We start from the raw sequence: 26,711 nt of genomic DNA, 5'->3' as shown, positions 1-26,711 counted from the left end.
ATTGTGGCACAATAATGACGATCTCATGGAATATTTGAATCGTAATTACAGTAAAGCAAGTATTTCATGATCCGGAAATAATGGATCCCGGTGGAAAGGCCGATGTCTGATTGGGCGTGCGATCAGGTGGCCATCTGGATGGATGGCAAATTGCCTCTGGCAGCGGTACTGTACCCGCTGATGGGAGGCTCGAGTGAGATATGGTTGAACGTGATCGTCTGCTCGACTTGTTGCTGGAGCGTGGTGTCTCCCAGGCCGAGGTCGCGCGGCGCATCGGAGTCAGTGCGCCAGGTCTTTGGAAACTGGTCCATAACCGCGTGAGAAAGTCGAAGCATCTCGAGCGGTTGGCAGAAGAGCTGGAAACCACGCCTGAATTCCTCTTGGGCAAGACCGATGATCCTGCAAGAGAGGCGCGGGTGGCGCGCCTCACTCCGGAAACGATGGGGCATGTGCTCAAGATCAGTGAATGGGACTTGAGCGAGTCCATGGAAGGACGATTTCTCGATTTGCCCCTGACGGGGACTGAATATGCCTTTTCGAGCAGTTGGCTCAGGCTCTTCACCAAGGCACGGGCGAGCCAGATCTACCTTGCACGTCAGTTCGGCGATTCGATGAGCCCGACGATCGCATGCGGCGATCAAGTCCTGATCGATACCGCGGACAATCACATCGCGCAGAGTGACCAGATCTGGGCGCTCGTTTTCGAGGGAACAAGTCAGATTCGCCGGATACGCCCTGCTGCTGAAGGAAAAGTCGAGATATGTGCGGACAATGCTGTTATCCGCCCCCTGCTGGCCACTCGGGAACAATACTACATCGTCGGCCGGATTGTGACAATCATGCACAGGCTCATGCCCGGAGCACGGAGATCGACGTAACCGCCGACAGGGGCGTGTTCGCCTTTTTTGCCTCGATGTGTCGATTTTTGCCACGGTCACGCGAATGCACGCTAACCTTGCCCAACGAATCCTGGCCGAGAATTCCAACGTGTCGAACGTGCCGAACTATGAACAGTCCCTCGAGCTTTCCGGCGTGGTCTCTGACGTGGCGCCTGCTCAAGGCAAAGTTGTCGCTTTCAGGCGACAGGTTCTGAACCGGGCTGCCGCCAAAGCCATCGTTGAGACATGTCGCATCTCACCACCGGGTGATATCACGCGCCTCAAGCATGGTTGGCGATTTTGCTTTTCGGTCGGCGGGCATGTCTTGCCGGTCCGGCTTTCAGACGCTGTCTTTCTCATGATCCATGTCGGCTACCTGATGGACAGCTACGTAGCGGGCTTGCCGACTTTCACGGAGCGACTGCATGCTCTGGTGGCATTGCAGGTCCAACGCTATCCGGCGGCCCTTCCCGATGACCTGGTGCTGGAGATTTCCGACATCTGATCAATCAGGGCCAATTCACCTGGCGGTCGATCCAGGCCCGCCGACGCAAGTCCGTCATAGCGCCGCATCATGGGTTTTGCTTGCACGACGCGGAGCACGCGGGATAGACACGTTCGTCATGCGGTGCGCTTCTTCGGCACTTGCCTGCGTTCGCTTGAATGAGGAAGGGAATGGGATGTCGCAGGACAAGGCCTCGGATCCGTATGAAGAGGCGGTCCTGTCCGATTTGCTGGACGAACTTGGCGACGCGGTCGTACGCACGTGCAATCTCGTCCATGATCTTGCCGGGAGGGCAGAGACCAGTGCCGATCGGCAGGTCACTGTCCGCTTGCAGGAAGTCGCAGCGCGTTTGCGTGCGGCCATGCTAGAACTCGAGCGTCAGTCATGACCAATCGCCGCGTAGCAGGCCACCTCGCCTGATTGCCGCGAGTCTGGGGCAACAGTCCTTGAATGACAGGCAATTCCTGGAGTTGGCGGCTCGACCAGTTTGAAACCTGCACGGACCTTATCTGAGTGTCCCGGGGACGCATTAGCATTGTGCTAATCCCGGGCCGATAAATCTTATTGAATGAGTGACTTGATCGAAGCCGACTGGGTCCGGCCGTGTCTTGCGATTCTATCTGTGCTAGCGCTCTGGGCCATCTGGCGAATTGTCCGCCTTCGGTTATCCCGGCCGGCCCAGGACCGCTACCCGGTGGCCTCTGCAGACCCGGTCCGCTCTCCCAGGCAATGTTCTGGCCGCAGCCTGACCGACAGCGGAAACCTCTCCCAAGAGTGGTACATCACTCGTGGGCTTCGCAAAGTCCTCGCAGGGCAGGCGCCGGGAAAGGAAGCGGAACGCCGCGGCGGACATGATGCCGATTGACGCACAGGGCCCAATGCCGACCCATCGGGCCACCGCAATGGCTGTCTTTTGCGCAAGGGTCCCGCATCACCAGGAAATGACCACCAGCCTGCTGATGCCAAGGTGCGCCCTGCTTGTTCCGGACGCTGGCAGGATCTGCGCAGGCCTATCATCGCGGTGACGATGGGCACCGTGGTCGAAAGCCGGGGGCGGGTCCGACGTGCCAACAGGCTTCCCGAAGGGATTAGTCTGGTTTCCTGCAGAATCTGCTAGTCTGGGCTCGTTCGATTGGCCGGCTGGGAACGGTAGCGATGGAAATTCTGGGTCTTGCCCTTATGGCAGGGGTTGCGCTGGCAGCGCTGTGCTGGACGCTGTTTGGAGGGCGAGGCAAGAAGTGATCACCTCCTCCCCCGTGACCCGGCTGTTTGGGCAACTTTGGCGATGCGGGGTCTGCCCATTACCGGCCCCCTGTCACTGATTGGCCGCGCCGGAAAGCTTGCCCACCAGCTGCGCGCCTTCGGGGGTACAGACCAGCACTTCGTCCTTGTCCACCACCACGATCAGGTTCGATGCGCCAACCACGTTCACGCGCGGCCCATCGGTGTGGACCAGCACGTTGCGGCAATCCTTCAGCTCGGCCCGGCCCATCACCGCGTTGCCATCCTCATCGCGGTCCAGCGCATCGTGCAGCGCCTGCCAGTTGCCGATGTCGGACCAGGCCATCACCGCCGGCACCATCGCCGCGCGGCTGGTGTTTTCCATCACCGCATAGTCCACGCTTTCGCTTTCGATCAGCGCGAACGCCCCCGCATCGGGGTGGAAGCGCATGCCATCGGCCGCACCCTTGTCCACCGAAGCCTTCACCGCGTCGTGAATCGCCGGGCGATGCGCCTTCAGCTCATCGAGGAACGTGCCGGCGCGGAAGGCGAAGATGCCCCCGTTCCACGAATAGTCCCCGCTGGCCAGGAATTCGATGGCGCGTTCCAGGTTCGGCTTTTCCACGAACTGGGCCACCTTCATGCCGCCCGTGCCCTCGATCGCCTCGCCATGGCGGAGGTAGCCGAAGCCGGTTTCGGGCGCGGTCGGCGCGATGCCGAACGAGACCAGCCAGCCCTGAGAGGCGAGCGAGGCCGCCGCACGCGCCGCTGCCTGAAAGGCCGCGCAATCGCCGATGTGGTGGTCGCTGGGGCACACCAGCATCACCGCATCTTCGGGCAGGCGCAGCGCCGCCAGCGCAATGGCCGCAGCGGTGTTCTTGCCTTCGGGCTCCACGATGATCTGCGTGTGCTCCCGGTCGGGCAGCTGCGCCTCCACGTGGTCCAGATGCGCCGCCCCGGTCACGATCACCGGATCGCCAAAGCCCTCACCCTTGTCGCAGCGCAGCACGGTGGCGGTGAACAGCGTGCTGTCCCCCACCAGGGGCAGGAACGGCTTGGGCATCGTCTTGCGCGAACGGGGCCAAAGACGGGTGCCGGAGCCACCGCACAAAACAACCGGAATGATATCGCTCATGGTATCCCGTCAGCCTGACTTGTTGGCATTGCGTGGTGCCTTTCCCAGTGCCGAACGCAATGCGCAAGCCTGGTTTGGCAATGCTATGCCAAGATTGTGTCCCGGCTTCGTTGGCAGATGCATGAATCCGGGCAATTGCCACCATTCAGGCCGTTGTTTTTGTGAGGTTTCCACCCGTCCCTCAAGGCGCGTGCGTGAATACGCACTGAAACTGGGGACATGCATCCGGGGGCAGCCCACCTTGAAAAATGCACTATTGGCTGTTCGTGGAGTGACTAATGAACTTTCTTCTGCAAGGGGAGCGCCGGGGCGCGAAGTGAACGAATATTCTTCTCAATTTAAAAATAACTTTTATTTCGGATCGTAAATTAGTCGGATTTATTCTTGCACAGAAGTGAAGGGATTCAGGGGGTTTTCCAGTTATTTGCGATCCTTCATGGACAATGAAGGTATCATTGAATGGCGGACACCATTGTTCGGCTCAGGGACGGATCGACCGAAGCCGATATTCAAAAGGCACTGGGCGGATTGCCGTCAGGGGGAACGCTTGTTCTGCCCGCAAACGCCAAAATCGTGGTCAGCAAGGGGCTGCAGGTCGATGCCGCACACCGCGACATCACGATCGACCTGAACGGCTCGACGCTCAAGCAGGGCGGCGATGCCTCGGTAATCTGGGTCAACGGGCGCATGGGCGATCCGCTCTCGAGCAAGGTCGGTCATGATGCCTCGGGCCACGTGACGGTGACGTATGCCAATGCCTCCTCGGTCCAGGCAGGCGAGTGGATCAAGGTCATTGCCGACGATGTCCTGCCCAATGACCAGGGCGCGGCGACGCGGCTCGGCCAGGCGATGAAGGTCATCGCGGTTGATGGCAACAAGCTCGTGCTCGAGGGCGATCTTGCCTATGCCGATCTCTACAAGACCAATGTCCGCGTCTCGGAGTACCAGAGCGGTACGGTCAACATCAAGAACGGCACCGTCCAGGGCGACCAGAGCCATCCCGACTGGGCCAATGCGCTCGTCTCGGTGCGCTCGACCATCAACACCCATGTCGACAACGTCACCGTGCGTGACGGCAACTCGATGGGCTTCAACTTCGTCAGCACGGTCAATGCCCTGGTCACCCAGTCGGCCGCGATCAACCTGACCGACGACCCGGCCAACGGCCACTTCGGCTACGGCGTCCACTCGGCCAGCTCGGTCGGCACCACCGTCAACGGCCTCTACACCGAGCACGTCCGCCACGGCGTCGACGACAATGCGGTGGGGCTGTGGAGCAGCGACGTCAACCCGTCCAAGTACGGCGCCGACATCGGCCTGACCGCAACCAATGTCGTGGCCAACGGCACCACCTCGTATGCCTTCTCCTGGCATAGCGAAGGGCGCTTCAGCTCCTATTCGAACGCGGTCGTGGTCAACAGCTTCGGCGTGCTCGGCGGACGCGGCACCGACAACACCTTCAAGGATGTCTCGGGCAGCAACAACGAGCGCGGCATCCTGTTCTACCAGTACGGCAACGGCGATGGCACGCGCATCACGGTCGACAACGTCAACCTCAAGGAAACCGTCGGCTTTGCCTACTGGAACCAGAACGGCGCCACCGGCAACACCCTGTCCAACTCCATCTTCGAAGTGCTGAGCAATCGCTACAGCATCGCCGCCGGCAGCCCGACGCTGGCCTTCATCAACAATGTGGTCAAGGCCGGCACCTTCGTCCTCGACGAGACCATCACCGGCGGCGCGGGCAACGACCGCCTGCTTGGCGGCAGCGGCACCGACACCATCTCGGGCGGCGCGGGCCGCGACTACATCTGGGGCGGGGCCGGCAACGACATCCTGACCGGCGGGCTCGGCCAGGACCGCTTCGTGTTCATGGACGCCAACGAAGGCAACGACACGATCACCGATTTCACCGCCGGCGCGGGCGGTGATGTCATCGACCTTGCCGTGATCGCCCGCCACTACGGCTGGAGCGGCGACCTCTTCGCCAAGGGCTACGTCAAGTTCGTCCAGGCCGGCAGCGATACCCTCGTCCAGGTCGACACCAATGGCGGCGGCGACAGCTTCACCACCCTGGCAACCCTCAGGAACGTCAGCGCCACAACACTGGTCGCCGCCAACGTCTCAACACAGATCGTCGTCACCGACTACGATGGCAAGAATTCAACACCATCAACCTCCCTCTCGACACCGACAACGCCCACGACCACGCCCACGACCACAACTTCGGGGACAACTTCGGGGACAACTTCGGGCTCGACCAATTCGGGCTCGACGACTGCACCTGCAGGTTCGACGAGTTCAGACCAGGATGGAACGAGTGCGAGCGATCCATTCTCTGACCTGTCGGGATATCGCAAAGCTTTCGGGACTGCTGGCTCCGATGTGCTGAACGGCGCTACCGGCAGTGACCTGCTGATCGGACAGGGCGGCAGCGACCGACTCTTTGGCGCTGGCGGAGACGACGTCCTTGCGGGCGGTTCCGGCCCAGACTACCTCAATGGCGGAAGTGGTCGAAATACCGTGTCCTATGCCGATGCGCAAACAGGGGTGGCGATCAGCCTTGCCAATCCCTCGGGCAATACCGGCAATGCCAAGGGCGACGTCTACAGCCAAATCCAGAATGTCACGGGCAGCAGTCATGATGACCTCATCAGCGGCAATGCGGGGGTCAACGTTCTTGGCGGCGGTCTCGGTGCCGATACGATCAAGGGCATGGGCGGCACGGACACGATCCATGGCGGAGCGGGCAACGACGTACTCGACGGGGGTGACCAGAACGACATCCTCTTTGGTGGCCCTGGCAATGACCGCCTGATCGGTGGTGGCGGTTACGACACCCTGACTGGCGGTGAAGGCGCAGATGTGTTTGTATTCGACGCCTTGCAGTCGACCGGCTTCGACACGATCACGGATTTTCAGATCGGATCCGACAGGATCGAGATCGCCCATTCTGGGGTCAGCCCGCTTTCAGGGCTGGTTTTCGAGGAAGGGCCAGTGCTCGCGGCATCGGGCGGTCATCCCACCATTCTCTACAACCAGACAACCGGCGCTGTTCTCTTTGATGCGGATGGCGCGGGCTCGGGCACACCCGTGAAGATTGGCATGGTTGCGCCAGGCCTCGACCTGCATCTCTCCGACTTCCTGCTGATCTGAAGTGTCGGACGCTGGGCGAGGAGGGCGCCGCATCGGCGCAAACAGCTGACCAGCACTGCGGCACGCAGTATGCCAGCAGCGCCTTGGCGCGCCCCGGAAGACTTCTCCGGGGAGGCGTAAGGATGGCCGGTGTCTTGCGCCGTTCTCGAGCGCAAGACATCGCCCTTCCGAGAGCTTCCTCAAGAGGTGAAGCGCTCCGCGATCACACGAGCGGAAAATCCTGGGTTACAGGCGCCTCGCTTCGAGGGCGCTCGACAGGCCGGTCGCCTTGCGACGGGCCTTGCATCGCGCCAGGTGCGTTCTGACTCTGCTAGCCGGGAAAGGCGGGCGGGTCATGAATCCTATTTTGCCATCTTCGATGGCCCTAGAGACTCATCACGGCATGAAATCTGCCATCTTCCCAGATTTCCGCGGAACTGTAGACGTTCGAGGTGCACGATACACGCAAAGCTTCCTGAACGTCATCAGCGAACAATTCGACTTGCTTGGCAAGTTCGGGCCGCGCTGCCTGCAACAGCAGGATATAGTGGTGGCGTGGAGCCCGCTGCCTTCCTCTTGCGTTCTGTTCCCGGACCGATAGCATCCATGCCTCCCGTCTTTGTTTTGTCCAGCTTGCAGACAGATCCGCACACTGGAAAGTCGTCTGTCAGCGCTGTTCCATACGGGGACATGCGCAGTTGGTTCCATTAAGACGGGAAGCTTGCGGTTATCCCTTCTGGCCATGCGTATAGTTGCGGAAAAGGTCGCGAGTGCGGCCGGTGACCTGGGCCAGATGACCAGGTCGTAGCGTTCGACCTGCGAGCATCGGACAATGCTTGAACCGGCCGAGACCCGTGCGGGCTGTAATTGATTGTCTGAAAAATCAGGCAAGCGGCAAACTCGTCTTGCAAGTTGCAAAATGAAGGCAGCACTAGATCCTCGTCTGATGCCAGGAGGTTTCCCTGGCGAAGTGAAGTCAATGAAAGACACTCAAGCGCAAACGCCCGAACAAGACTCGCTCACACCGGCTTGCTTTGACGAATGCGATGCTGCGTGACGGCCCTTTTCCCCAGGCATGAAGAAAAGGGCTTTGTCCTGCCCGTGGTTGATTGCCCGCGCCGATGGCAGGCGGGTGGCCCGCTTGGCCATGCCCTCGCGCACAAGCGGCAGGGGTGATCGGATTGGGAGAAGTCCCGATCGGGTCAAGGCCAGGCCTGCGTTTGCACGGCCGGGCGCTTTTCGACCGCTGTCCGGTCCTGCCTGTCCGGACAGCGCCACGATGCGCATTGCGAGCGCTCCGCCACCTGATAGCCGCTTTGCAAGGTCGGACTTGCTAAAAAAATTTTTGCGGATGCGAGCATGAGGCGGCGATTAATTGTGCATTTGCGTAATGGAAACAGTTGGTTAACAAAATGTTTCATGTTGGGACAAACGCGAGATCAGATTGGTTACCAGGAGTTACAGAATCACTCTTCATGCGCTAAGCGGCGAAATGGCGGGAGTCTTATGGCCGACGTTTTGCGAATCTTGATCGACCAGGGGGTCTAGAATGATTGTTGATGGTAGCCTTTCGGACTGGACGTCGGCAGACCGTATCGATTCTGGACTTCCATCTGGTTATGCAATCTTCGCAAAGTCGGACGGAGATGGCTTTGTATTTGCAATGCAGTCCCCAACCGCGATCGGTGAAGGCACGACTGCTTGGCTCAATACCGACCGCAACAGCACAACTGGCTTCCAGATATTCGGGTTTGCCGGTGGCGCGGAATTCAATGTCAACGTCGGCGCCGATGGGCAGGTTTCGCTCTATTCTGGTGATGCCGGTCAGACATTGGTCAAGAGCGGACTGGAGGCGGCCTGGTCGGCCGATCGCACAGTTGTCGAGTTCAAGGTGGCCAAGGCTGATATTGGTACCCCCAGTGCGATCGATACACTCTATGACATCAATAACAATGTGTTCTTGCCTGGCAATTTTTCGTCAAAGCCGTTCACGGTTTACAATGAAACCGATATAGTTCCGGCGGCTGATCAACGTATTGCGATCGTCTACTCGGAAACCACGGCGAAGAACTATTTCGGTGATATGGCCTACTCGCAGCTTTTCATGGCTGCGCAATCCCAGGCCACTCAAGCCGGGATACCATTCGACATCCTGCAGGAAAGCGATCTTACCAGTCTCGCGACTTTGGCCAAGTACGACACCCTCGTTTTCCCCTCGTTCCGCAACGTCGAGGTAAGCCAGGTCGACCAGATTGCGAACACGCTTGAGCAGGCGACGAGGCAGTTCGGGATCGGGCTGGTTGCCGCGGGCGAGTTCATGACGAACGACCAGAACAACAATGCGCTGGCCGGGGATTCCTATGCGCGCATGAAATCGCTGTTCGATGCAACGCGCGTAGACGGTGGTACCGGCGACGTGACCCTCACCGCGACTGACGCAAGTGGCAAGATCCTCGATGGTTATGGCAATGGCGAGCTCATCCGCCAGTACACCAATGTTGGCTGGAACGCTTTTGCCAGCGTGAGCGGCACCGGCTCGACGATTGCGACCGAGACGATTGCGGGTCAGTCCTATTCTGCGGCGCTGGCGACCCAGACTGGCGGCCGTAACGTGCTCTTCTCGAGCGCGGCCGTCATGGCGGATAACAACCTTCTGCAGAAGGCGATCGACTACTCGGTGAATGGAACCGAAACGCTATCGCTTGCGCTCAGAATGACCCGGCAGTCCGGCATCACGGCAACGCGCGTGGACATGGATCAGAGCCAGGAGCAATTCGAAGTCAAGCCAGACGACGGCTCGCCCGGCGTATACGACAAGCTCATCCCGATCGTTTCGGACTGGAAGGCCAAGTACGGGTTTGTCGGCAGCTACTACCTCAACGTCGGCAATGACCCCGCCAATGGCGCTACAACCGACTGGGCAGTGTCCCTGCCCTATTACAAGGCGTTGATCGAGCGTGGAAACGAACTTGGGTCACATAGCTACACGCATCCTGAAAACACGAACCTTTTGACTGACCAGCAGCTGCAGTTCGAGTTTGCTGATTCGAAAAGCGTTCTGCAGCAGCAACTGAGTGCCTATCTCGGTTCGACTTACAACATCACAGGGGCAGCCATTCCGGGGAACCCTGAGTCTTTGGCGACGGCGCAGAAGATTCTTCAATATTACAATTACATTACGGGTGGTTACAGCGGGGTGGGTGCAGGCTACCCGAACGCGTTCGGATATCTCAATCCAACCCAGGCCAACTCGGGCTCGTACTATTTCGCGCCCAATATCATGTCCGATTTCACGCTCATCGAGTTTCAGAAGAAGACCATTGCGCAAGCCAGTGCGGAATGGGCGAAGCAGTTCTCGGAAGTGACATCGCATGGTGCGGCCCCGATCGTGCTTTGGACCTGGCACGACTATGGTGCGGCGGCATGGAATTCCGATGGACCGAGCCCCTATTCGACCCAGATGTTCACCGACTTCATCGCGATGGCAAGCAATGCGGACATGGAGTTTGTCACGCTCGGCGACCTTGCCCAGCGGATGAATGCGTTCCAGAGCACCACCGTGACGACCTCCGTCACCGGAAACGTGATCACCGCCAATGTTGCTGCGTCCAAGAGTGTTGGCACATTCGCGCTCGAGCTGGGGAACACCAGTGCGGGACAGGTGATCCAGAAGGTCAGTGGCTGGTATGCCTATGACAGCGACAGTGTGTTCCTGCCTGCATCGGGCGGCAGTTTTGCCGTCACCGTGGGCGCAGCGCCCGACGATGTGACCCATGTTACTGCGCTGCCCAGCCGCGCCGTCCTCGAGAGCATTTCGGGCGATGGGCGCAATCTGACCTTCAGTTTGTCGGGTGAGGGCAAAGTCGTTGTCGATGTGCAGGCGCCTGGCAATGACTGGGTCAGCGTGACCGGCGGCACGGTCGTCAGTGCTGCAGGCGAAATCTACACCATCGATATCGGCGCACCTGGCCCGCACACGATCAGTGTCGGCTATGTGGCAAACCTCGCGCCGGTCATCGCGTCCAATGGCGCAGGTGCAACCGCAACGATCTCGTTGGCCGAGAATCTGTCGGCGGTCACGACCGTCCTTGCGACCGATGCGAACAAGCTTCAGGGCGATATTGTCGCCTATTCCATCCAGGCCGGTGGCGACGGAGCCTTGTTTGCGATCAATTCTGCCACCGGAGCGCTTACGTTCCGCACTGCGCCGGACTTTGAAGCGCCAGCTGACCTCAATCGCGACAACGTCTATAACGTCACCATCGTGGCGACCGATGCACGCGGCCTGGCCGACACGCAGGCGCTTGAAATCAGCGTGACCAACAAGACCGGCATCAACCGCACCGGGTCACTGTTCAACGACACCATGAATGGCACCGGGGAAGAAGACAGTCTCAACGGGTCGTGGGGTAACGACACCATCAACGGCCTTGGCGGCAATGACAAGCTTTATGGCGATGTTGGAAATGATCGGCTCAATGGTGGTGACGGAACCGATCAGCTTTACGGACAGAGCGGCGATGACACGCTCGATGCTGGAAGCGGCAACGATCTTGTCGTTGGAGGCACCGGACGCGACACCCTGATCGGGGGTGGTGGACTTGATACTTTCCTGTTTCAGTCGACCAATGACAGTGCGACTTCGACAAGTGGTCGAGACATCATCCGCGATTTCGAACTCGGCATAGACAAGATCGATATCTCCCAGATCGATGCCAGTGTTTTCCAGGGTGGCGATCAGGCGTTTTCTTTTCTGGCTACACCCACGACGAAGTTCACCGCAAGTTCTCAGGTGCATTACTTCTACCAGTTCGTGAATGGTGTGGAATATACTGTGGTGGAAGGTCGAACCTCTGGCACTGGTGCAGCGTTCTCGATTGGGCTTTTGGGACATCTGACGCTCTCCGCCAGCGATTTCGTGCTCTGAGTCGGCCTGCGGGCTGTGCGCACTGATGGCGGGGATCGGGTTCAGACTTAACAACATGGCGCGCGGTGGCGGGCTTGTCGGCATTGCCGGCGCAGCCGGCTACGGTGCTCTGATCAGTGCGGGACCGTGGTTGCTGACGGTGCTGGCAACGATTGGGCTTGAAACCTGGACGAAAGCGCGCCTCGCGCCCGGGCAGCAACACGATATGCTGGCGGTGACAGTCTACTGCTTCTGCCTTTCAGCCGTTGCCGCAAGCCCGGTAAACCTGCTGTCCGTGCGTCTCGTGGCGGACCGCCTGTTCGTCAAGGACCAGATGGGCGTTCCGGCCCTCCTGCTGGGCGGAATCGCTGCCGCTTCGCTGTTGGCGCTGGTTCTGGGATCACTCGTCTTCGGAGCATTGTGCGCGCTGAGCTTCATCCAGGCGTCCCTGGCGATCCTCCTGGTAATCTGGTTGACGCAGATCTGGGTGATTTCACCCCTGCTGACGGCGATCGAGCAGTACCGCATCATCTTCCTCGCTTACGCGGCAGGTGCGGCGGTGGCTGGGGGATTGCTGGCGACCCCGGTGGAGCGGACCCTGGCTGCAGTGTGCGCGGGCACCGGTGTGACTCTCGCGATCTTGCTGGTCACCCTGCGTCGTTACTTCTGCGCACCTCTTGGACGAGCCGCTGTCGATCTGCCGGGCCGCAAGACCTTCGTGCTGATGATCGCTGCCGGTTTTGCCTCAACTGCGGCCATCTGGATCGATAAATGGCTCTTGTGGTTTGCGCCCGGCAGCGTGGCAGCTGCGGGAAGCCTGCGGGTCAATCCGATCAATGACCATGGCAGCTTTCTCGGGCTACTGACCATCGTACCGGGGATGGCACTGATCCTGATCGTTACCGAAACCCGCTTCGACCATGCCTTTCGGCGCATGCTTTCGGCCTGCACCGGTACCGCGACGCTCACCGCGATCGAACAGGCCCGCCGTGGCCTGGCGGGCGTCATCTTTTACGATCTGAGGCTGACGGTAATCCTCCAGTCGCTGATCGTGGGCTTGTCATGGGTCTTTGCGGTTCCGCTTTTTGATCTGCTGGGAGCAGACACGCGGGGGATCTTTGCTTTTCGCAACACGGTCATCGGGGTGCTGTTCCACCTCGTCGTACTCCAGAAGACAATCTATCTCGCATATTACGACCTGTTCGGTTGCATTCTTCTGGTCTGGACCAGTTTCTGCGTCACCAGCGGGCTGATGGTCTGGGCGCAGTGGCAACTGGGAGTGGCAGGCTTCGGCCTGGGCTACATGGCCGGTGCTATCGTCGCTGCAGCAGTGGCTCTCACCATGGTGAGCAAGGCGACGCAGGACCTCACGTATCTCCTGTTCGTCGGAAACAATCCCTCGATGGTCGGCAGCGGCCACCATCGGCTTTGGATATGACGATGCCGGTTCTCAAGGGCCTCGATCGCAGGCAGATCATCAAGTTGCTGTCGCTGGCACTGGCAGCAAATGGGCGAACGGCCAGAAGCCTTGCAGCCGAAGGCAGCCTGCGTTGGGGCATAGACTATGGTGCCACAACGAACCCTGAGATTGCTTGCAAGTTTGATCTGCTCGTTCTGGACCCCGATCATTCACGACCCATAGAACCTTTGCGGGCACCCCATGGTGTGCTTCTTGGCTATATGAGCCTTGGTGAAGTCCACCACGGCCGGCCTTACTTCGAAGACCTGAAATCCAGCGGCGTTCTTGGGCAGGCCAATCCCAATTGGCCCGGCGCCTACTTTGCCGATCTTCGGAGCTCCAAGTGGCGTGACACAGTACTCTCGCGCATAGTTCCAGAGATCTTGTCGAAGGGCTACAACGGAATCTTCATTGATACGGCGGATAATGCCGAAGCTATGGAGCGAGCCGCACCTCAAGCCAATGCCGGGATGATTGCTGCAGCAGCAGCAATGGTACGCGACATTCGCAAGCGTTATCCGGCCATGAAGATCATGTTGAACCGCGGCTATGCAATCCTGCCGGATGTAGCGACGTCAATCGACTACATTCTGGCCGAGTCCATGGCGTCGCGCTGGAATTTTGTACGGAAGCAATATGAGTTGCTGAGCCAGGACGACTGGGAGTGGCAGGCAAGCCGTCTGCGGGCCGCGCGCAGCCTCAACCCTGGCTTGGCGGCGATGACACTCGACTACTGGGAGCCAAGCGAGGATCGTCAGGTTCTTGCGCTGTATGCCCGCGAACGCGCTGCAGGTTTCCATCCCTACGTCGCAACCCTTGCCCTTGATCGATTGATGCCTGAGCCTGGCGGATGACCAGCGTGGCAAGGCGCAGTCCATGGGCTGTCACAGTTCCGGCCATCGTCGCTGCGGCCTCGATCGGTGTCGGTCTGATCCTCATTCCTGACCGTGAGGAAGTTCTCGCTGCCGCGCGGCATCGCTCTGCAATGGGCGGGCCGGCCGTGGGACCCAGTGTGCCTGTGGCCGTGCGCCCCGACCTCGAGGCTGTGCTCGCACAGGGTGATGCACCAGCAATAGCGGCCCTGATCGAGGACCTGCAAAAGCAAGGCATAGTGTTTACCACCCGACAGGTCGTTCAGGATCTGCGCGCGCTGGGACGCAGCAAGGTGGCTCTGTCCCTGCTTGCGCTTCGGGCCGATGGGCAAGACCCCGATCTGTGGCGGGTCGGGTTCGAACTGGCACGCGAGACAGGGAACGCATCGCTCGCGCACCAGATGCTCGATGCAGCGGTGCGCGGGGATCCAGCCGTTCCGGCTCCCGATCTGATCGAAGCGGCCTTTGCGGCCTCTCGGCCCGAGGTTCTGCTGGCCGCTCGTGCCAAGGGCGTTGTTCCGGCCCTTCCGCCACGCATTGTCGACGATCTGGCCAATCGTTTCGTGAACAAGGCAGACATGGCATCGCTTGACGTCCTCGATCGCCTCGAGGGCACCAGTTGGCACACCCGACTGCCCTGGACCGCCTATAACCTGGCTCTCAAAAGGAGGGACAAGAGCGCGGCACTAGCGGCTGCGGCGCTGTTGCCCCGCGACGAGCAGGGTCCGGCGCGTGAGCATGTGCTGGATGCGTTCGGCGACCGAGAGGCGCTGCGTGGCTTGATCCTCGACCAAGCAGGGGCGAGCGAGGCCGATACGGGGCGCCTTGCCGAACGCCTGCTTGGCCTGGGCTTTCGTGGCGACGCGATCGCTCTCTTGCAGCGTCGTCTCGAGCACGGCTACTCATCGAAGCTGGCCGATCGTCTCCTTTTCCTGCTCGGACCCAGACCCGCACCGGCAGACCTTGAGTGGCTCGCGGCGAGGGCATCGGGTGCCGCGAGCGCGGCAGTGTTCTGGCTGACTGCCTATGCACAGCGCGACTCTGCGCCGAGGGCGCTTTCGTTTCTGGAGCAACATCCGCTTGCCCAAACACAAGATGTCCTGCTCATGCGCCTTACGCTGGCGCGCTCGGCGCGTGATCCGGTGCGAGGGGCGAACGCGCTGGCCCATCTCTTGGGGAGCCCTGCGCTATCTGCGCAGGCCGTGCGGACAATTGATGCGAACTTGCCATCGGGGCTTGACCGGCGACTGCGCGCCCGCTTTCTCGAGGCCAAGCTCGCGGCCGGGCTTGGCGGTGACAAAGACCGATTGGCACTGGCGTGGAACGCCTGGGACAGCAAGCGTCCGGCCGAAGCGGCCGGCTGGCTCGAGATCGTCCTGGCGAACAACCGCGAAGCAAAGGACGCCTGGTGGCTGATGGCCGATGTCCAGGAACGCCTTGGTCGGCCAGATCGCATGCGGGCCTGTCTGGAGCAACTGCTGGTCCTCTCGCCTGGATCTTCGCTGGAGAGGGCCCGCCTGCTTGATCGGCTGGGCCGCCGCCGCGAGGCCTTGCAGGTCATAGCGGCATTGCGCGCCAGAAATCCGGGTGATGCGCTGCTTTCGGCCGAAAGCGCGCGATTACGCGTTGCTCTGGGAGAACCGGGCAAGGCCCGCAGGGACCTGCGGCAATGACAATCGCTGCGGCACTAGCTCTCCTGGGCGCCAGAGCACTCAGTATCGATCCTGCCATCTTTGCCGAGGATGGCGTTTCCGACCGGCATGATGTTGTCGCAGTGATGGCCTGGCCCGCCGGCACACACCTTACCCTTCACCAGACGGGCGCCGAACTAGTCATTCGATCCGACCGACCGGTGATCGAGAGCAGCATCCGGCAATTCGCCGATGTGGCGAGCCTCCAGATCGAAGACCTGCGCTGGAATGACAACACCGTCCTGTTGCGGGCGGTCTCCATTCCGACGGCCGTGGTGCGTGCTGACAGTGTGGAGTTGACGCTGCCTGCCACGGTGGAAGGGGTTGCTTCGGCGGGGAACGACGACGCCCGTCAGGCTACCCGAGCCGCAGCAATGACGGCGATCGCGGTGGAACTGGCGGCCGGTTATCCCACCAACGCGCGTCGCCTCGCGCAAGGCGCTCTTGCTGGCGCTCCGAGGGACCGCGAGTTGCTCCGCCTCCTGGCTGATGCCGAAACGGCAGAGGCCAACATTGGCGCTGCGGCGAGGCACTATCGCGAGGCAGGGGCTGACGATCATTCGGCGCGACAGGTCATCGCAAGGGCCGGCGGGATCATCGGGGCCGAAAGCCTTTTCCGGTCAGGCTCGCATCTCACTCAGGTTGACAGCCGCGCCACTCTCGAGACACCGGTGTCGGATCGTGTACGACTGAAGCTGGGCGTGCGCCAGGTCATCGAAAATGCAAGCAGCGGCAACTCCAGCCTTGTCACTGGGGCCTATACGGCAGAGGTGAGCGCATCATGGCGGGCAGCACCGCTCCTTCAGATCGACTTCTCCGGAGCAAGCTGGATCGATGAAGGAGTGACAGGTGGCGGTGCCCGGGTCACGTGGGGCTCGCCCCAAGCCCAGCTTTTTGTCGCCTATTCGGCCGGTCTGCCCGATTTCTCGATCGCGGGGCAGATCCGCAACCGCGGTTATCTCAATCAGTTGCGTCTAGGCGCGGGCAGCAGGCTGACATCGGGACTTTCCTGGCGCCTCGAAGGCGGGCTGCGAACGTATGGACTGCGTAACCTCGCTACTGCGCAGACGCTGTCAGTCGAGGGCGGCCTCGATCTGGTCGTGCTGCGTCGGCCAACCGTAACGCTGGCCTACCGCTTCGATGGCGAATACGTCTCCGCAGACCGCGCGAATGGCGCCGCCGCCTTGCTCGCCCTTGCCGATCGGGAAAACCATTCGGTGCTGGTCTACATTGACGGCCGCGCTGGCCCGGTTGGTCTGACTGCCGGCGCTGGCTGGACAGTCAACCGTTACGGAGGTGAAGGCCCCAATCTCAGCCTCGCTGCCGCCTTGCCGGTTGGCGATCGTTGGCTGGTGGAAGCCAGCAGCGGGCTCAGTTCGATCTCACGGCCGGGCTTTCCGGGGCGGCAGGTATTCGGTCGTCTGGGCCTCCGTCGCAGCTTGGGCGACCTGCCATGAAGCCTGCGCAACCCGCTCCCCGCCGGACTGCCATTCGCATCGTTCTCGAATGCGCGATCGTCTTTGCCATCCTTGCGAGCGTGGATATCGGCTTGCTCAAAGGCGATGCCTTCTCGTCCGTCAATCCGAATCCCCTTTGGATTCCGGTTCTCCTCATGGCTCTGGCTTACGGCACCGAGGCAGGCCTTGCCGCCACCTTGGTTGCATCGACAATCTGGCTCATTGCCTGTGACGGCCGGACTTTTCCGGGGGATCGCTTTGAACAGCTCCTTGCCATCTCCATGCCGCCCTTGCTGTGGTATCTGGCGGCGATCGGAATTGGCGAGGTCACGCATTATCGCAACCGGCGATCGACAACCCGGCTTCGTGCCAGGCGTCGTGCCGAGTTGAAGCTTGCGAAGCTTGCAGCCGTGCTGCGTCGTCTCGATCTGGACAACCGCACTCTCCAGCAGCGCATAGCTGCCGATGAACGAACCGTAAACCGTGCCCTGCGGCTTGCGGCAGAGCTGCAGATGGCCCGGCCTGACGAGCGGCAAGAGCGGTTGCGCGAGCTGCTTCGCATGGCCATCGGTACGGACCATTACACCTGCTTTCTGGTTCGCGGGACCGCCACGTTCCCCATTCTCGAAGGCGATCGTTCGACGATTGTCAGGCCGGCCCTGTCGAGCAGGCTGATGGCACGCTTGCGCGAGCAGCGCGGGCTCTTGCTTGCCCGCAACAAGGACGAGCGTGATCTCCTGGCAGGAGTCGGACTTATTGCGCTCCCGATCCTGTCGCCCCGGAGCAGGGACATCATTGCCGTCCTGGTTATCAGGGACATCGCGTTCGAGCGGTTGACTGACCAGTTTCTTGCAGACCTCAGCGACCATTCGGCGTGGTTGGGAAGCCATCTGTCCAGCCAGTTTGCCGAGCACGAGGCAGACGAAGAGAGCATTGTCGCGTGAGAACCACTCTGTTCGTCCTGGGCGTTCTGGACATGATCGTGTTCCGACTTGCGCTGGATCGCGCGATCTTACCGTCAGCGGCCATAGGAGCGCATGGCCTTCTGACAGCCTTGGCCTTCGCGCTGTGGTGGTGGTGGACCCCTCAGCGACGGTTTGCGCCGGTCATGGGCATGGTGGCAGGCCCTTGCGGGGTTCTGGTCGGGACGGTGGCGCCGGCCCTGCTGCAGTTCGTGATTGCAATCTCCCGGCGTTCCAGCAGCACACTGGAGCACGCGCCATTGCCCGAGGCGACTGGCGACGGGCTGGTAAAGCGCGTGCTTGACGGCCGGGTCCGCCATCCCGACCCTTCGCGACTGGTTTCATTGGCGACGCTGCTTCGTCATGGTTCGCTCGAACAGCGTTGCGCCGCGCTTGAAACAGCAGTGCGCAGTTTCGATCCCCGTCTGTCGAGGCTTGTCAGTATCGCATTGAACGACGAGGATCAGACCGTCAGGGCTCTGGCTGCAGCGACCGCAAGCCAGGTCTCCCATCGGATTGCACACCAGCGACGCGCATTTGGACAGGCGCTGACAAGGAGAGACGGTAAAGCCGCAACGCTGCTGGCTGAACCCCTGGCGGCCCATGTCCGTCACAATGTGCTCCTCTCCGAAAGCCAGCGAGAGGTGATTGTCCAGGAGATATTGGTGCTGAGCCAGGATCGCCGGTTCTTGGAGAATGTCGGCCGGGAAACGGGCGAATTGCTGATGAGCGAGGCTTTGAAGACTGGCGACCTTGCGCGGCTCGACCAACTCTGCATCGACCTGCCTGAAAAGGTGATGTCTGCAGACGCGAGGCAGGCCATGCAGTGGTGGCGCCGGCAGCCTGCTCCATGTTGAGAGGCGCGAGAACAAGCAAAGCAGGCTTGATGCCAGCGGTCCAGGACCGGGAAGCCGACGTCTGCATGATTGTCGAAGGCGCATATCCTTATGTCATCGGGGGTGTTTCGGGCTGGCTTCAGGACTTGCTGAACCACTTGCCGGACCTGACCATCCACATTGTCGCGATCAAGGCCAATGAGCAGCCGCTCGAGTGGAAGATCATGCCGCCGGCCAATGTGATCTCAGTCAGCGAAATCGCGCTCGAGGCGCAACGGGTTCCCCCGATACGGATTGCCGGCGGAGACGTCGACAGTGTCATGCAGCATGCAATCGACTTCATCGTGAAGGGAGATCACAACGACTTCACGCTGCTGCTCGAACGCTTGTCTATGCTCGCGCCCGGGATAACCCCTGGCGCCTTGCTCAGCCATCCCAATGCCTTTGCCAAAGTGCGCCGACAGTACGAGGAACTGTTCCCCTACTCATCGTTCCATCACTTCTTTTGGGCGAGCCAGGCGCTTCTGGGGGGGCTTCTTGCCGTCTGTCGTGCGCCCTTGCCGCGTGCCAAGGTCTATCACAGCATTTCGACCGGCTTTGCGGGGCTGCTGGGGGCCCGGGCCGCCCACCAGACTGGTCGGCCACTTTGCCTTACCGAGCACGGCATATATCTTCTCGAGCGCCAGATCGAAATCCTGATGGCCGAATGGATCGGCGATCAGGTTGAACGCGGTCTGGTGCTCGATCCCGATTTGATCGATCTGCGCGAATTCTGGCGCCGGGCATTCGCGCACTATGCACGCAGCTGTTACTTGAACTGTACGGAAATCATTGCACTCTACAGGGCCAACAGCCTCGTGCAGCAGCGATTGGGGGCACCTGCCGGACGCCTGAAGGTGGTCCCCAATGGGATTGACGCAGCTCGATTCGAGAACATGGTTTCCATGCGGGCGGCAGATCGTCCGCTCGTGGCGCTTCTCGGGCGCGTGGTGCCCATCAAGGATGTAAAGACGTTCATCAAGGCCGCGGCCATTGCCCATGAGAAACACCCGGATCTGCGGTTTGTCGTGCTCGGTCCGACCGACGAGGACGAAGAGTATGCAAAGGAATGCTTTGCGCTGTGCGACAGCCTTCGCTTGACCGGCCACCTCGAGTTTGCCGGTCGCGTCAGGATCGAGGATTGGATGCCGCGCATTGACCTTCTTGTCCTGACCAGCCTGTCCGAGGCACAGCCGCTCGTCATCCTTGAAGGAGGAGCCTGCGGCATACCGGTTGTGGCGCCCGACGTCGGAAGCTGCCGGGAAATGATTGAAGGACCGAGCGGGGCCGAAGGCGAATGTGGAGGGCTGGTCACGCCGCTGGTCAATCCTGATGCCACGGCCGAGGCGATCATGCGGATTCTGAAAACGCCAGGTCTGCGTGACCGTATGGGTGAGGCGCTAAGACGCCGGGTCATCCGCGACTATGATCATGGGACAATCATGCGAACCTACCGCGATCTCTATCGACGCCTCGCGGCCTTGTGAGCAAGCGGGGAGGTTTCGTTGCAAGAATTGCCGCGAGCCGGGGGTAGGGCTGGGTGTTGATTGCCATTTAGAAGTGACCCGGGATTGCCATCGAGAAGTGGCTCTGACTCACTTTTGCTGCAGGTGTAATAGAGTTTGGTCCCACAATCGAAGGGATCAGCCAATGCCCGGTCGATTTCAACGCACGGACCTTGCACCAGAAAGTTTCGTAGTCGTATCGGTTCACACTGTCGGAAAGCAGATTCTGATCTTGTTGCGCGCGCTGCGGGGTCAGATTTTGTCCGGACTGTGGTCGACCATGCCGCCGCCATACAAAACCGGTATCTGCGTCGTCCCTCGGATCTTCCCATTGCTGGCAGGTGCGTTTCGCTTGTGATCGAGGCGCGCCGATTCTGGTGCGACAGCGTCGTGTGTCGGCGAAGGATATTCTGCGAGCCTTTCGATCTTGGCGTGTTGGCTCGCTACGTTCGGCGAACCGCACTTCTTGAGATGATCGTTCATCAACTAGGGCTCGCGCTGGGCGGAAGACCTGGCGCGGCGTTCTTGAAGCGTCTGATGATTCCGGTGAGCAAGGACACGCTGTTGCGGGTTGTCCGCAGACGTGCCGCATAGCAGTCTGGCGCGCTCAATGTCATTGGCATTGCCGACTTCGCCTTCCGGCGAGGCCAGACTTACGGGACGATTGTCTGTGATCTGGAACGGCGTAAACCTGTCACCTACTTCCGGATCGAGCCCTTGAGACCTCACGCGCCTGGTTGGCAGCACATCGTCGATTGCGGTCGTCGCACGCGTCCGCGGCGGGGGCTATGGCGAGGCCATCGCCAAAGGACTGCCAGCTGCCGAGCAGGTCGCGGACAGATGGCATCTGATGGGCAACTCAAGCCGAGCGTTCCTCGACGCGGTCGGAAATCCATGCGCCAGATCCGGCATGCTGTCGGATGCAAGGCCATCGACCCCAAGCTTCTGACCTGTGCCAAGAAACTTCAGTATGAAGGCTATTTGCGCCAGCAGGAGACTAACGAAGCCATTCAGCGCATGGCCACGGCCGGGACATCAATCCGCCAGATCGTCCGGCAAACCGCTCATAACCGCAAACTGGTCCGAGACGTGCTGCGCGGCCAGCGCCTGGACGTATTCCGAACCCGGCCAAGCTTCCTCGAGCTGTGGTTGCCTTGATTGAACGACAGATGGGATGCTGGTGCCCGCAATGCTCTGGCACTCTGGCGGGAAAGGCCCAGCGAAGACTTTACGGGACAAAGCGGTGTCGTATTATGATGGGTCCAGCGCCGACGGCTGGCCGAGAAGGCTAACCAAAGCGGGCTTGCCCGAACGCCCGCAGCACGCGTCCTTGCTCGCCTGATGACATCTGCGCGTGATGGACTTGAAAGATCCGAAGCGACTCTGGTGGCCGTGCTCGAAAACCATGTGCCCGATCTGGTCGCACCTCGCCGGATGATCGGAGAGTTCCGATCCATGATCCGCTCCAAATCAGCGGCCCAGCTTGGGCAGCGGCTGGAGGCTCGTCTGACTGCTCGATATCCACTCCCAAGGCCTCCTGTCGCCCTGCGAACTCCATCATCGCCCAGAACCTGACAAGGCCGCGTTCCGTCGGCGCTAGCCATCATTGACTGCCATCTTGCCTTATCTGAGCAGGGAGACATGCCTAAAAACAAATGGCAAATCATTCGCTTGAGAGAAAATATCAATCGAGCTGGACAGTGTTCGTAATGAACGCTTTGCAGGGACTTTTGCTGCCGGCAGTAAGTATGTGATTTAATGGAGTGCCATAATAAATAGTCAAGCTTCAGCGAGCATAACAGTCTCATAGGGCTGCGTTCAAATGCCATCAAGCGCTACATTCTACCCTATTTCATGTTTGTTTTTCTATTTTTTGGATCCCCGTTAAGCCAGGAGCGTAGACCAAGGCGGCAGCCCTAATCGAAGCGGGCGGCCCGGCACCCTTGTTTCCGCCTCAAGGTTCGATGCAAGGCGGGTAAGCTTTTTATGCCTGAATAGGCATAAACCCACCTTATTCTAGAAAGCGCATAAAGCTGTTTTATGCTGAAAATAGCATATTGCCATTTTATGCGATTTCTAGCATAATGCGGCACAGGAGATTCCTATGTCACATATCGCCCGCTCGCCCCGCCAATTGGGTAACATCATCCAGCGCACGCGCAAACAGCGCGGCCTGACGCAAACCGACCTCGCCAATCTGGCAGGGCTGCGCCAGGAAATGATCTCGAAAATCGAGACCGGGCACGAGGGCACCAAGCTGTCATCGATTTATGCGCTGTTCGCCGCGCTCGATCTTGAGCTGGTGATCGATACCCGCTCCGGGCGACCGGCAAAGGCCATCGAGGACATCTTCTGATGGCGCGCCGCAAGGCCCATGCGCCGCTGAATGTTCTGATCAACAATCGTCTTGCGGGGCGGTTGCTCAAAGAAGCGAACGGAGCGGTGAGCTTTCAGTACGACCGGAGCTGGCTCGATTGGAGCCCGGCCTTCGCGATCTCGCTATCACTACCACTGCGCGAGACGGCCTATAGCGGTGATCCAGTCGTGGCCGTGTTCGACAATCTTCTGCCCGACAATCCGCACGTCCGCAGACGGGTGGCCGAGAGGATGGGCGCTCAGGGCACGGACTATTTCGGTCTGCTGGAAGCCATCGGGCGCGACTGCGTCGGCGCGATGCAATTCATACCAGACGACGGACCAGCCGACACCGAGCCCTACGTGAAGGGCGAGACCGTCAGCGACGAAGACATTGAATCCATTCTGGCCAGTCTTGCAACCGCACCGCTGGGTGTGGACAAGGAACAGGAGTTCCGCATTTCGATTGCGGGTGCGCAGGAGAAAACCGCTCTGCTGTGGCATGAAGGCCAGTGGATGCGGCCAATCGGGACGACCCCGACCACGCATCTCCTCAAGCCCCAGCTCGGAGAAATCCCGACCGCCTTCGGTCCGATCGATATGGCGGCCAGCGTGGACAACGAGCACTACTGCCTTAAGCTCCTCGAAGCCTTTGGCCTCGATGTGGCGCAGACCGAGATCGTGACGTTCGGCAAGCGGCGCGTGCTGGTGGTCGAACGGTTCGACCGGCGCTGGCGCAATGCGCAGCATCTCTTGCGCTTGCCACAAGAAGATTGCTGCCAGGCGATGGGCATTCCATCGGCGCAGAAATACCAGAACAATGGCGGCCCCGGCGTGGCCGACATCCTGACGCTTCTGCAACGCTCGGATAAGCCGCACAAGGATCAGGTAGATTTCTTCAAAAGCCAGATTCTTTTCTGGCTGATCGGGGCAACGGACGGCCACGGCAAGAATTTCAGCGTCTTCCTGAGGCCGGAAGGCCGCTATGGCCTGACGCCATTCTATGACGTGCTGTCTGCGCAACCCGCCTTCGACAAGCGTCAAATCCCGAACAACAGATACAAGCTGGCCATGTCCGTGGGCCAGAGCCGCCACTACCGCATTCTGGAAGTGGTCGGACGCCACTTTGTCCAGACGGGCAAAGCGGCAGGCCTTGGCCCAACGCTCATGACCAAGGCGATCACCGAGATTATTGAGAGCGCAAAGAGCGCTCCAGGCAAAGCGCTCGCGCTGATGCCTGGCGACTTCGCGCGAGAGGTGCACGACAGCATCGTGGCAAGCATGTCCGCACGGCTACGCATATTGGAGACGACCTTCGATGAGATTTAGCTGCCCCTCGGCACCTTAACCTTCCTTCAGCAAGTCCATCTCGAACAGCACCCGCCGCTCCTGCCCGATGCCCCGCACGAGCGGCAAGTGCAGGAACCCGGCCTTCTGGTTCGATGGTGATTTCGGGAGATCGTCGCGAAGGTTTATGCGTTTCGCGTCCTGGACCCAAACCGATCAGCACACTTGGCGGTGACCGCGAGATAGGTCCCACCGCGCACGATTGAGCCGAGCGGCACGCGCTCATCGTCGGAATCAAACAGGCTCGCGGGATCGGCTATCAAGTCCACGCCCGGAATGAGCAATCCTTTCCAATTATCGGCATCCTTGCAAGGAAGCTGGCGAAGCGGTGCTCGCCATCGAGAAACAGGGCTGATGACCCGCCATGCTCTCGTGGAATACACATCTTTGGGGCCGGGCCGCAGGTCGGAAGTGCCGCTTCGCTTGCGCCACTTGGCAACAGTCTTCTGGTTGATTCCGTGCCGCTTGGCGGGCGCCCTCAGGCTCTCCTGACTATTTTGTATTGCTCGACGGACTGCCGCCGTCGTGCTGGCGCTGCCGTGAACAACTTGTCCCATAGTGCATCCTTCCATTCCTGCATGGATGATGCACCATCAAACTCCGGGACCAAACATCGAGCCGACGCCAAGCCGGCAGGTCCGCGACTCTCCAGGTCGTTTGGCACGCGATCCAACAGTCAGCCTGACCTGCCACGTGCCTCGCGGCCTGGACCGCCATTCCGTATTCGCCGATCAGCACCCGTTCCCGCCTGCGGCCCGAGGAAATGCGCCCGCGCCCATAGTGCGGAGATTGCTTACTGGGTTTTGGCCACCACGTCTGCCGAAACACCCGGTTTCACTGCGGGCGTCTCGATCTGCGTGCCTGGATCGCGCAGGGCGCGGCGGTTGGCGGGGCCGACGGAGAGGCCGTCGAGCGCGCGCATCAACGGGGTGAACAGGGGGATCTGGCCCTGGTTTCTGACTTTGTCGAAATGGGCCTGCGGGTTGTAGCGCGGGTCGTCAGGCAGCAGCCAGCGCGGTTCGAGCGCGCCCATCAGCGCCAGCACGCGGGCCTTGCTGATATAGGCTGACGCAATCGAGTTGTTGTAGCTGGAGCGCACGTTGAGCAGCTCGCGGGTCAGCTGCAGAACATCGAGCGTGGTGATCAGGCCGGCGCGTTCCTGCAGTTGTGCGCCGTCAAGCGCCTGCTGCGCGGATTCGACCGAGAGGGCGAGGCGCTCGATTGCGGCTTCCTGCGCTTTCCAGTCGTTCCATGCGGCGGCGAGCGCGGCGCGGTTGTCGCGCACGGCACCGTCGAGCAGGCGCCAGTCGGAATCGTTGGCGGCCTTGGCTTCGCCCACCCGGGCCTGGCGCAGCCCGTTTTCGTAGATCGGGCCCGAAATGACCACTTCGGCGCGCTGTTGCTTCAGACGTGACGCGTTGTTGTAGGGGCTCTGGCTGCCATAGAGCGCGCTACCCTGCAGATCGACGCGCGGGAGCAGGTCCGCCTTGGCTTGAACCATGGCGGCGCGCGAAGAGAGCTCGCGATAGTGCGCGGCCTGCAGCACGGGGCTGTTGGCCTCGGCATAGGCATAGGCTTCCTCGAGCGTGCGCACCGGCAGGTCGAGCGGGTTGGGCGCGGCAAGCGTGCCGGCGGGCGCGCCCACCTTCTGCGCAAAGGACGCCTCGCTCGACGCGGCATCGCGCTGCGCGGCAAAGAGCTGCGCGCGGGCGAGTTCGGCGCGGGTGATCACCTGCTGCACGTCGGTGGCGGTCACCTCGCGCACCTTGAAGCGGGCTTGTGCATCGGACTGCTCGGTTGCAAGCGTACGGTAGTTGTCGGCTGCTATGGTCACGGCGGCGCGATCGCGCAGCAGCCCGACATAGCTGGCGATCGCTTCGAACAGGGCCTGGATCTCGGTGCTGCGCAGCACCTGCGCCTGGAAATTGCGCTGGGCAACGGCAAAGCGTTCCGAGGCAAAACTGCGACCGAAGGTGAACAGCGGCTGGTTGAGCACGGCCGAGACGGTGGTGCTGAAGCCCTTGCGCTCGGAGGAGCGGGTGCCGGGCCGAGGACAGAAAATCGGTGGGGTGCCGGGGGCGCAGCGCTGCGGTTCAAGGCTTTCGCGCTGATAGGTGTCGGTCAGCTGGTAATCGAACTTGGGCCCGAAGTTGGCGCGGGCCTGGGTGACGCTGTAGTCGGTGCTTGTCACCGCGGAGCGTTGCGCCAGCACGGCGGGCGAGGTCCAGTAGGCGAGACGCAGCGCATCGGTGAGCGCGGTGACCGGGGCGCCGCCCTGCGCCAGTTGAGCAATGTCGGCCGGGGTCTCGGGCGGCAGGTCCGCCATCATCGCCATGCGGTGCTCTTCGGCATCGGCGGCATAGCTGCTGCTGCCGTCGGAGCTGCCCGCGGAACCACCATCGCCACCG

20 protein-coding genes and 1 pseudogene are annotated in these 26,711 nt (G+C 60.8%); 16 read left to right on the top strand and 5 right to left on the bottom strand.

Features of this window, described 5'->3' with window-relative positions; genetic code table 11:
• Positions 1–200: 200 nt before the first annotated feature.
• The 3 genes from POM99_RS20250 (at position 201) to POM99_RS20240 (ending at position 1,771) form a co-directional block, all read left to right on the top strand.
• Positions 201–878: an XRE family transcriptional regulator gene (locus tag POM99_RS20250; RefSeq protein WP_277280506.1), complete on the top strand. Its 678-nt coding sequence runs from the start codon at positions 201–203 to the stop codon at positions 876–878.
• A gap of 64 nt (positions 879–942) precedes the next feature.
• On the top strand, positions 943–1,383 hold the full coding sequence (locus tag POM99_RS20245; protein WP_277280505.1) for a hypothetical protein: 441 nt from the start codon (positions 943–945) through the stop codon (positions 1,381–1,383).
• Between the two features lie 175 nt (positions 1,384–1,558).
• Positions 1,559–1,771 (top strand): hypothetical protein, encoded by a 213-nt coding sequence (locus tag POM99_RS20240; RefSeq protein ID WP_277280504.1) that lies wholly within the window; start codon positions 1,559–1,561, stop codon positions 1,769–1,771.
• A 927-nt stretch (positions 1,772–2,698) separates the two neighbouring features.
• Here the strand turns inward: POM99_RS20240 and POM99_RS20235 are convergent.
• Positions 2,699–3,739: a mannose-1-phosphate guanylyltransferase gene (locus POM99_RS20235; protein ID WP_277275271.1), complete on the bottom strand. Its 1,041-nt coding sequence runs from the start codon at positions 3,737–3,739 to the stop codon at positions 2,699–2,701.
• A gap of 459 nt (positions 3,740–4,198) precedes the next feature.
• Between POM99_RS20235 and POM99_RS20230 the strand changes: the two genes are divergently transcribed.
• The 10 genes from POM99_RS20230 (at position 4,199) to pelF (ending at position 20,583) form a co-directional block, all read left to right on the top strand.
• Entirely contained in the window at positions 4,199–6,895 is a 2,697-nt protein-coding gene (locus POM99_RS20230) for a calcium-binding protein (RefSeq protein ID WP_277280503.1), read from the top strand.
• A gap of 382 nt (positions 6,896–7,277) precedes the next feature.
• The gene (locus tag POM99_RS20225; protein ID WP_277280502.1) at positions 7,278–7,475 is read left to right on the top strand and encodes a hypothetical protein; all 198 of its coding nucleotides are present in this window, start codon (positions 7,278–7,280) and stop codon (positions 7,473–7,475) included.
• A 948-nt stretch (positions 7,476–8,423) separates the two neighbouring features.
• Positions 8,424–11,801, top strand: a complete 3,378-nt coding sequence (locus tag POM99_RS20220; RefSeq protein WP_277280501.1) for a M10 family metallopeptidase C-terminal domain-containing protein — start codon at positions 8,424–8,426, stop codon at positions 11,799–11,801.
• A gap of 25 nt (positions 11,802–11,826) precedes the next feature.
• Entirely contained in the window at positions 11,827–13,218 is a 1,392-nt protein-coding gene (pelG, locus tag POM99_RS20215) for an exopolysaccharide Pel transporter PelG (protein WP_277280500.1), read from the top strand.
• 2 nt (positions 13,219–13,220) lie between these two features.
• Complete coding sequence (locus POM99_RS20210; protein WP_277280499.1) at positions 13,221–14,093, top strand: glycoside hydrolase family 191 protein; 873 nt, start codon at positions 13,221–13,223, stop codon at positions 14,091–14,093.
• Positions 14,090–15,784 (top strand): tetratricopeptide repeat protein, encoded by a 1,695-nt coding sequence (locus POM99_RS20205; RefSeq protein ID WP_277280498.1) that lies wholly within the window; start codon positions 14,090–14,092, stop codon positions 15,782–15,784. The genes POM99_RS20210 and POM99_RS20205 overlap by 4 nt, the downstream gene beginning before the upstream one ends.
• Positions 15,781–17,259, top strand: coding sequence for a hypothetical protein (locus POM99_RS20200; RefSeq protein ID WP_277280497.1), 1,479 nt, complete (start codon positions 15,781–15,783; stop codon positions 17,257–17,259). Before POM99_RS20205 ends, POM99_RS20200 begins: the two co-directional genes overlap by 4 nt.
• Entirely contained in the window at positions 17,256–18,203 is a 948-nt protein-coding gene (locus POM99_RS20195; protein WP_277280496.1) for a hypothetical protein, read from the top strand. The genes POM99_RS20200 and POM99_RS20195 overlap by 4 nt, the downstream gene beginning before the upstream one ends.
• The gene (locus POM99_RS20190) at positions 18,200–19,078 is read left to right on the top strand and encodes a hypothetical protein (RefSeq protein WP_277280495.1); all 879 of its coding nucleotides are present in this window, start codon (positions 18,200–18,202) and stop codon (positions 19,076–19,078) included. Before POM99_RS20195 ends, POM99_RS20190 begins: the two co-directional genes overlap by 4 nt.
• A gap of 65 nt (positions 19,079–19,143) precedes the next feature.
• Positions 19,144–20,583 carry a GT4 family glycosyltransferase PelF gene (gene pelF / locus POM99_RS20185; RefSeq protein WP_277280494.1) on the top strand — a complete coding sequence of 480 codons (1,440 nt, stop codon included), beginning with the start codon at positions 19,144–19,146 and terminating at the stop codon, positions 20,581–20,583.
• 270 nt (positions 20,584–20,853) lie between these two features.
• Here pelF and POM99_RS20180 read toward each other — a convergent pair whose 3' ends face one another.
• The gene (locus tag POM99_RS20180; RefSeq protein WP_277280493.1) at positions 20,854–21,084 is read right to left on the bottom strand and encodes a hypothetical protein; all 231 of its coding nucleotides are present in this window, start codon (positions 21,082–21,084) and stop codon (positions 20,854–20,856) included.
• 411 nt (positions 21,085–21,495) lie between these two features.
• On the opposite strand from POM99_RS20180, the gene POM99_RS20175 reads away from it, so the two are divergent.
• From POM99_RS20175 to POM99_RS20165, 3 genes are all read left to right on the top strand, one after another.
• Complete coding sequence (locus tag POM99_RS20175; RefSeq protein WP_277280492.1) at positions 21,496–21,759, top strand: hypothetical protein; 264 nt, start codon at positions 21,496–21,498, stop codon at positions 21,757–21,759.
• 946 nt (positions 21,760–22,705) lie between these two features.
• On the top strand, positions 22,706–22,957 hold the full coding sequence (locus POM99_RS20170; RefSeq protein WP_277280491.1) for a helix-turn-helix domain-containing protein: 252 nt from the start codon (positions 22,706–22,708) through the stop codon (positions 22,955–22,957).
• On the top strand, positions 22,957–24,285 hold the full coding sequence (locus tag POM99_RS20165) for a type II toxin-antitoxin system HipA family toxin (protein ID WP_277280490.1): 1,329 nt from the start codon (positions 22,957–22,959) through the stop codon (positions 24,283–24,285). The genes POM99_RS20170 and POM99_RS20165 overlap by 1 nt, the downstream gene beginning before the upstream one ends.
• 143 nt (positions 24,286–24,428) lie before the next feature.
• Here the strand turns inward: POM99_RS20165 and POM99_RS22595 are convergent, their stop codons facing one another.
• The 3 genes and pseudogenes from POM99_RS22595 to POM99_RS20155 all read right to left on the bottom strand — a co-directional run.
• Positions 24,429–24,686: a hypothetical protein gene (locus tag POM99_RS22595; protein WP_498072241.1), complete on the bottom strand. Its 258-nt coding sequence runs from the start codon at positions 24,684–24,686 to the stop codon at positions 24,429–24,431.
• Positions 24,675–24,860: pseudogene (locus POM99_RS20160) on the bottom strand (IS481 family transposase); the annotation flags it as partial. The pseudogene POM99_RS20160 and the gene POM99_RS22595, both read right to left, overlap by 12 nt.
• Positions 24,861–25,096: 236 nt before the next feature.
• On the bottom strand, positions 25,097–26,711 hold a 1,615-nt coding region (locus POM99_RS20155; protein ID WP_277280489.1), incomplete at its 5' end, for a TolC family protein.

The organism is Novosphingobium cyanobacteriorum (assembly GCF_029436685.1).
GTDB classification, from domain to species: Bacteria; Pseudomonadota; Alphaproteobacteria; order Sphingomonadales; family Sphingomonadaceae; genus Novosphingobium; species Novosphingobium cyanobacteriorum.
The sequence above is the reverse complement of the archived record's forward strand: the minus strand, read 5'-3'. Positions and strand labels throughout refer to the sequence as shown.

Bases quoted from the DNA above. Each gene is read 5' to 3' on its own strand.
- POM99_RS20165 (WP_277280490.1), top strand. From the start codon at position 22,957: ATGGCGCGCCGCAAGGCCCATGCGCCGCTGAATGTTCTGATCAACAAT.
- POM99_RS20170 (WP_277280491.1), top strand. From the start codon at position 22,706: ATGTCACATATCGCCCGCTCGCCCCGCCAATTGGGTAACATCATCCAG.
- POM99_RS20230 (WP_277280503.1), top strand. From the start codon at position 4,199: ATGGCGGACACCATTGTTCGGCTCAGGGACGGATCGACCGAAGCCGAT.
- POM99_RS20210 (WP_277280499.1), top strand. From the start codon at position 13,221: ATGCCGGTTCTCAAGGGCCTCGATCGCAGGCAGATCATCAAGTTGCTG.
- POM99_RS20180 (WP_277280493.1), bottom strand. From the start codon at position 21,084: ATGAACGATCATCTCAAGAAGTGCGGTTCGCCGAACGTAGCGAGCCAA.
- POM99_RS20220 (WP_277280501.1), top strand. From the start codon at position 8,424: ATGATTGTTGATGGTAGCCTTTCGGACTGGACGTCGGCAGACCGTATC.
- POM99_RS20240 (WP_277280504.1), top strand. From the start codon at position 1,559: ATGTCGCAGGACAAGGCCTCGGATCCGTATGAAGAGGCGGTCCTGTCC.
- POM99_RS20225 (WP_277280502.1), top strand. From the start codon at position 7,278: ATGAAATCTGCCATCTTCCCAGATTTCCGCGGAACTGTAGACGTTCGA.
- pelF (WP_277280494.1), top strand. From the start codon at position 19,144: ATGATTGTCGAAGGCGCATATCCTTATGTCATCGGGGGTGTTTCGGGC.
- POM99_RS20250 (WP_277280506.1), top strand. From the start codon at position 201: ATGGTTGAACGTGATCGTCTGCTCGACTTGTTGCTGGAGCGTGGTGTC.
- POM99_RS20245 (WP_277280505.1), top strand. From the start codon at position 943: ATGCACGCTAACCTTGCCCAACGAATCCTGGCCGAGAATTCCAACGTG.
- pelG (WP_277280500.1), top strand. From the start codon at position 11,827: ATGGCGGGGATCGGGTTCAGACTTAACAACATGGCGCGCGGTGGCGGG.
- POM99_RS20200 (WP_277280497.1), top strand. From the start codon at position 15,781: ATGACAATCGCTGCGGCACTAGCTCTCCTGGGCGCCAGAGCACTCAGT.
- POM99_RS20205 (WP_277280498.1), top strand. From the start codon at position 14,090: ATGACCAGCGTGGCAAGGCGCAGTCCATGGGCTGTCACAGTTCCGGCC.
- POM99_RS20175 (WP_277280492.1), top strand. From the start codon at position 21,496: ATGCGCCAGATCCGGCATGCTGTCGGATGCAAGGCCATCGACCCCAAG.
- POM99_RS20235 (WP_277275271.1), bottom strand. From the start codon at position 3,739: ATGAGCGATATCATTCCGGTTGTTTTGTGCGGTGGCTCCGGCACCCGT.
- POM99_RS20195 (WP_277280496.1), top strand. From the start codon at position 17,256: ATGAAGCCTGCGCAACCCGCTCCCCGCCGGACTGCCATTCGCATCGTT.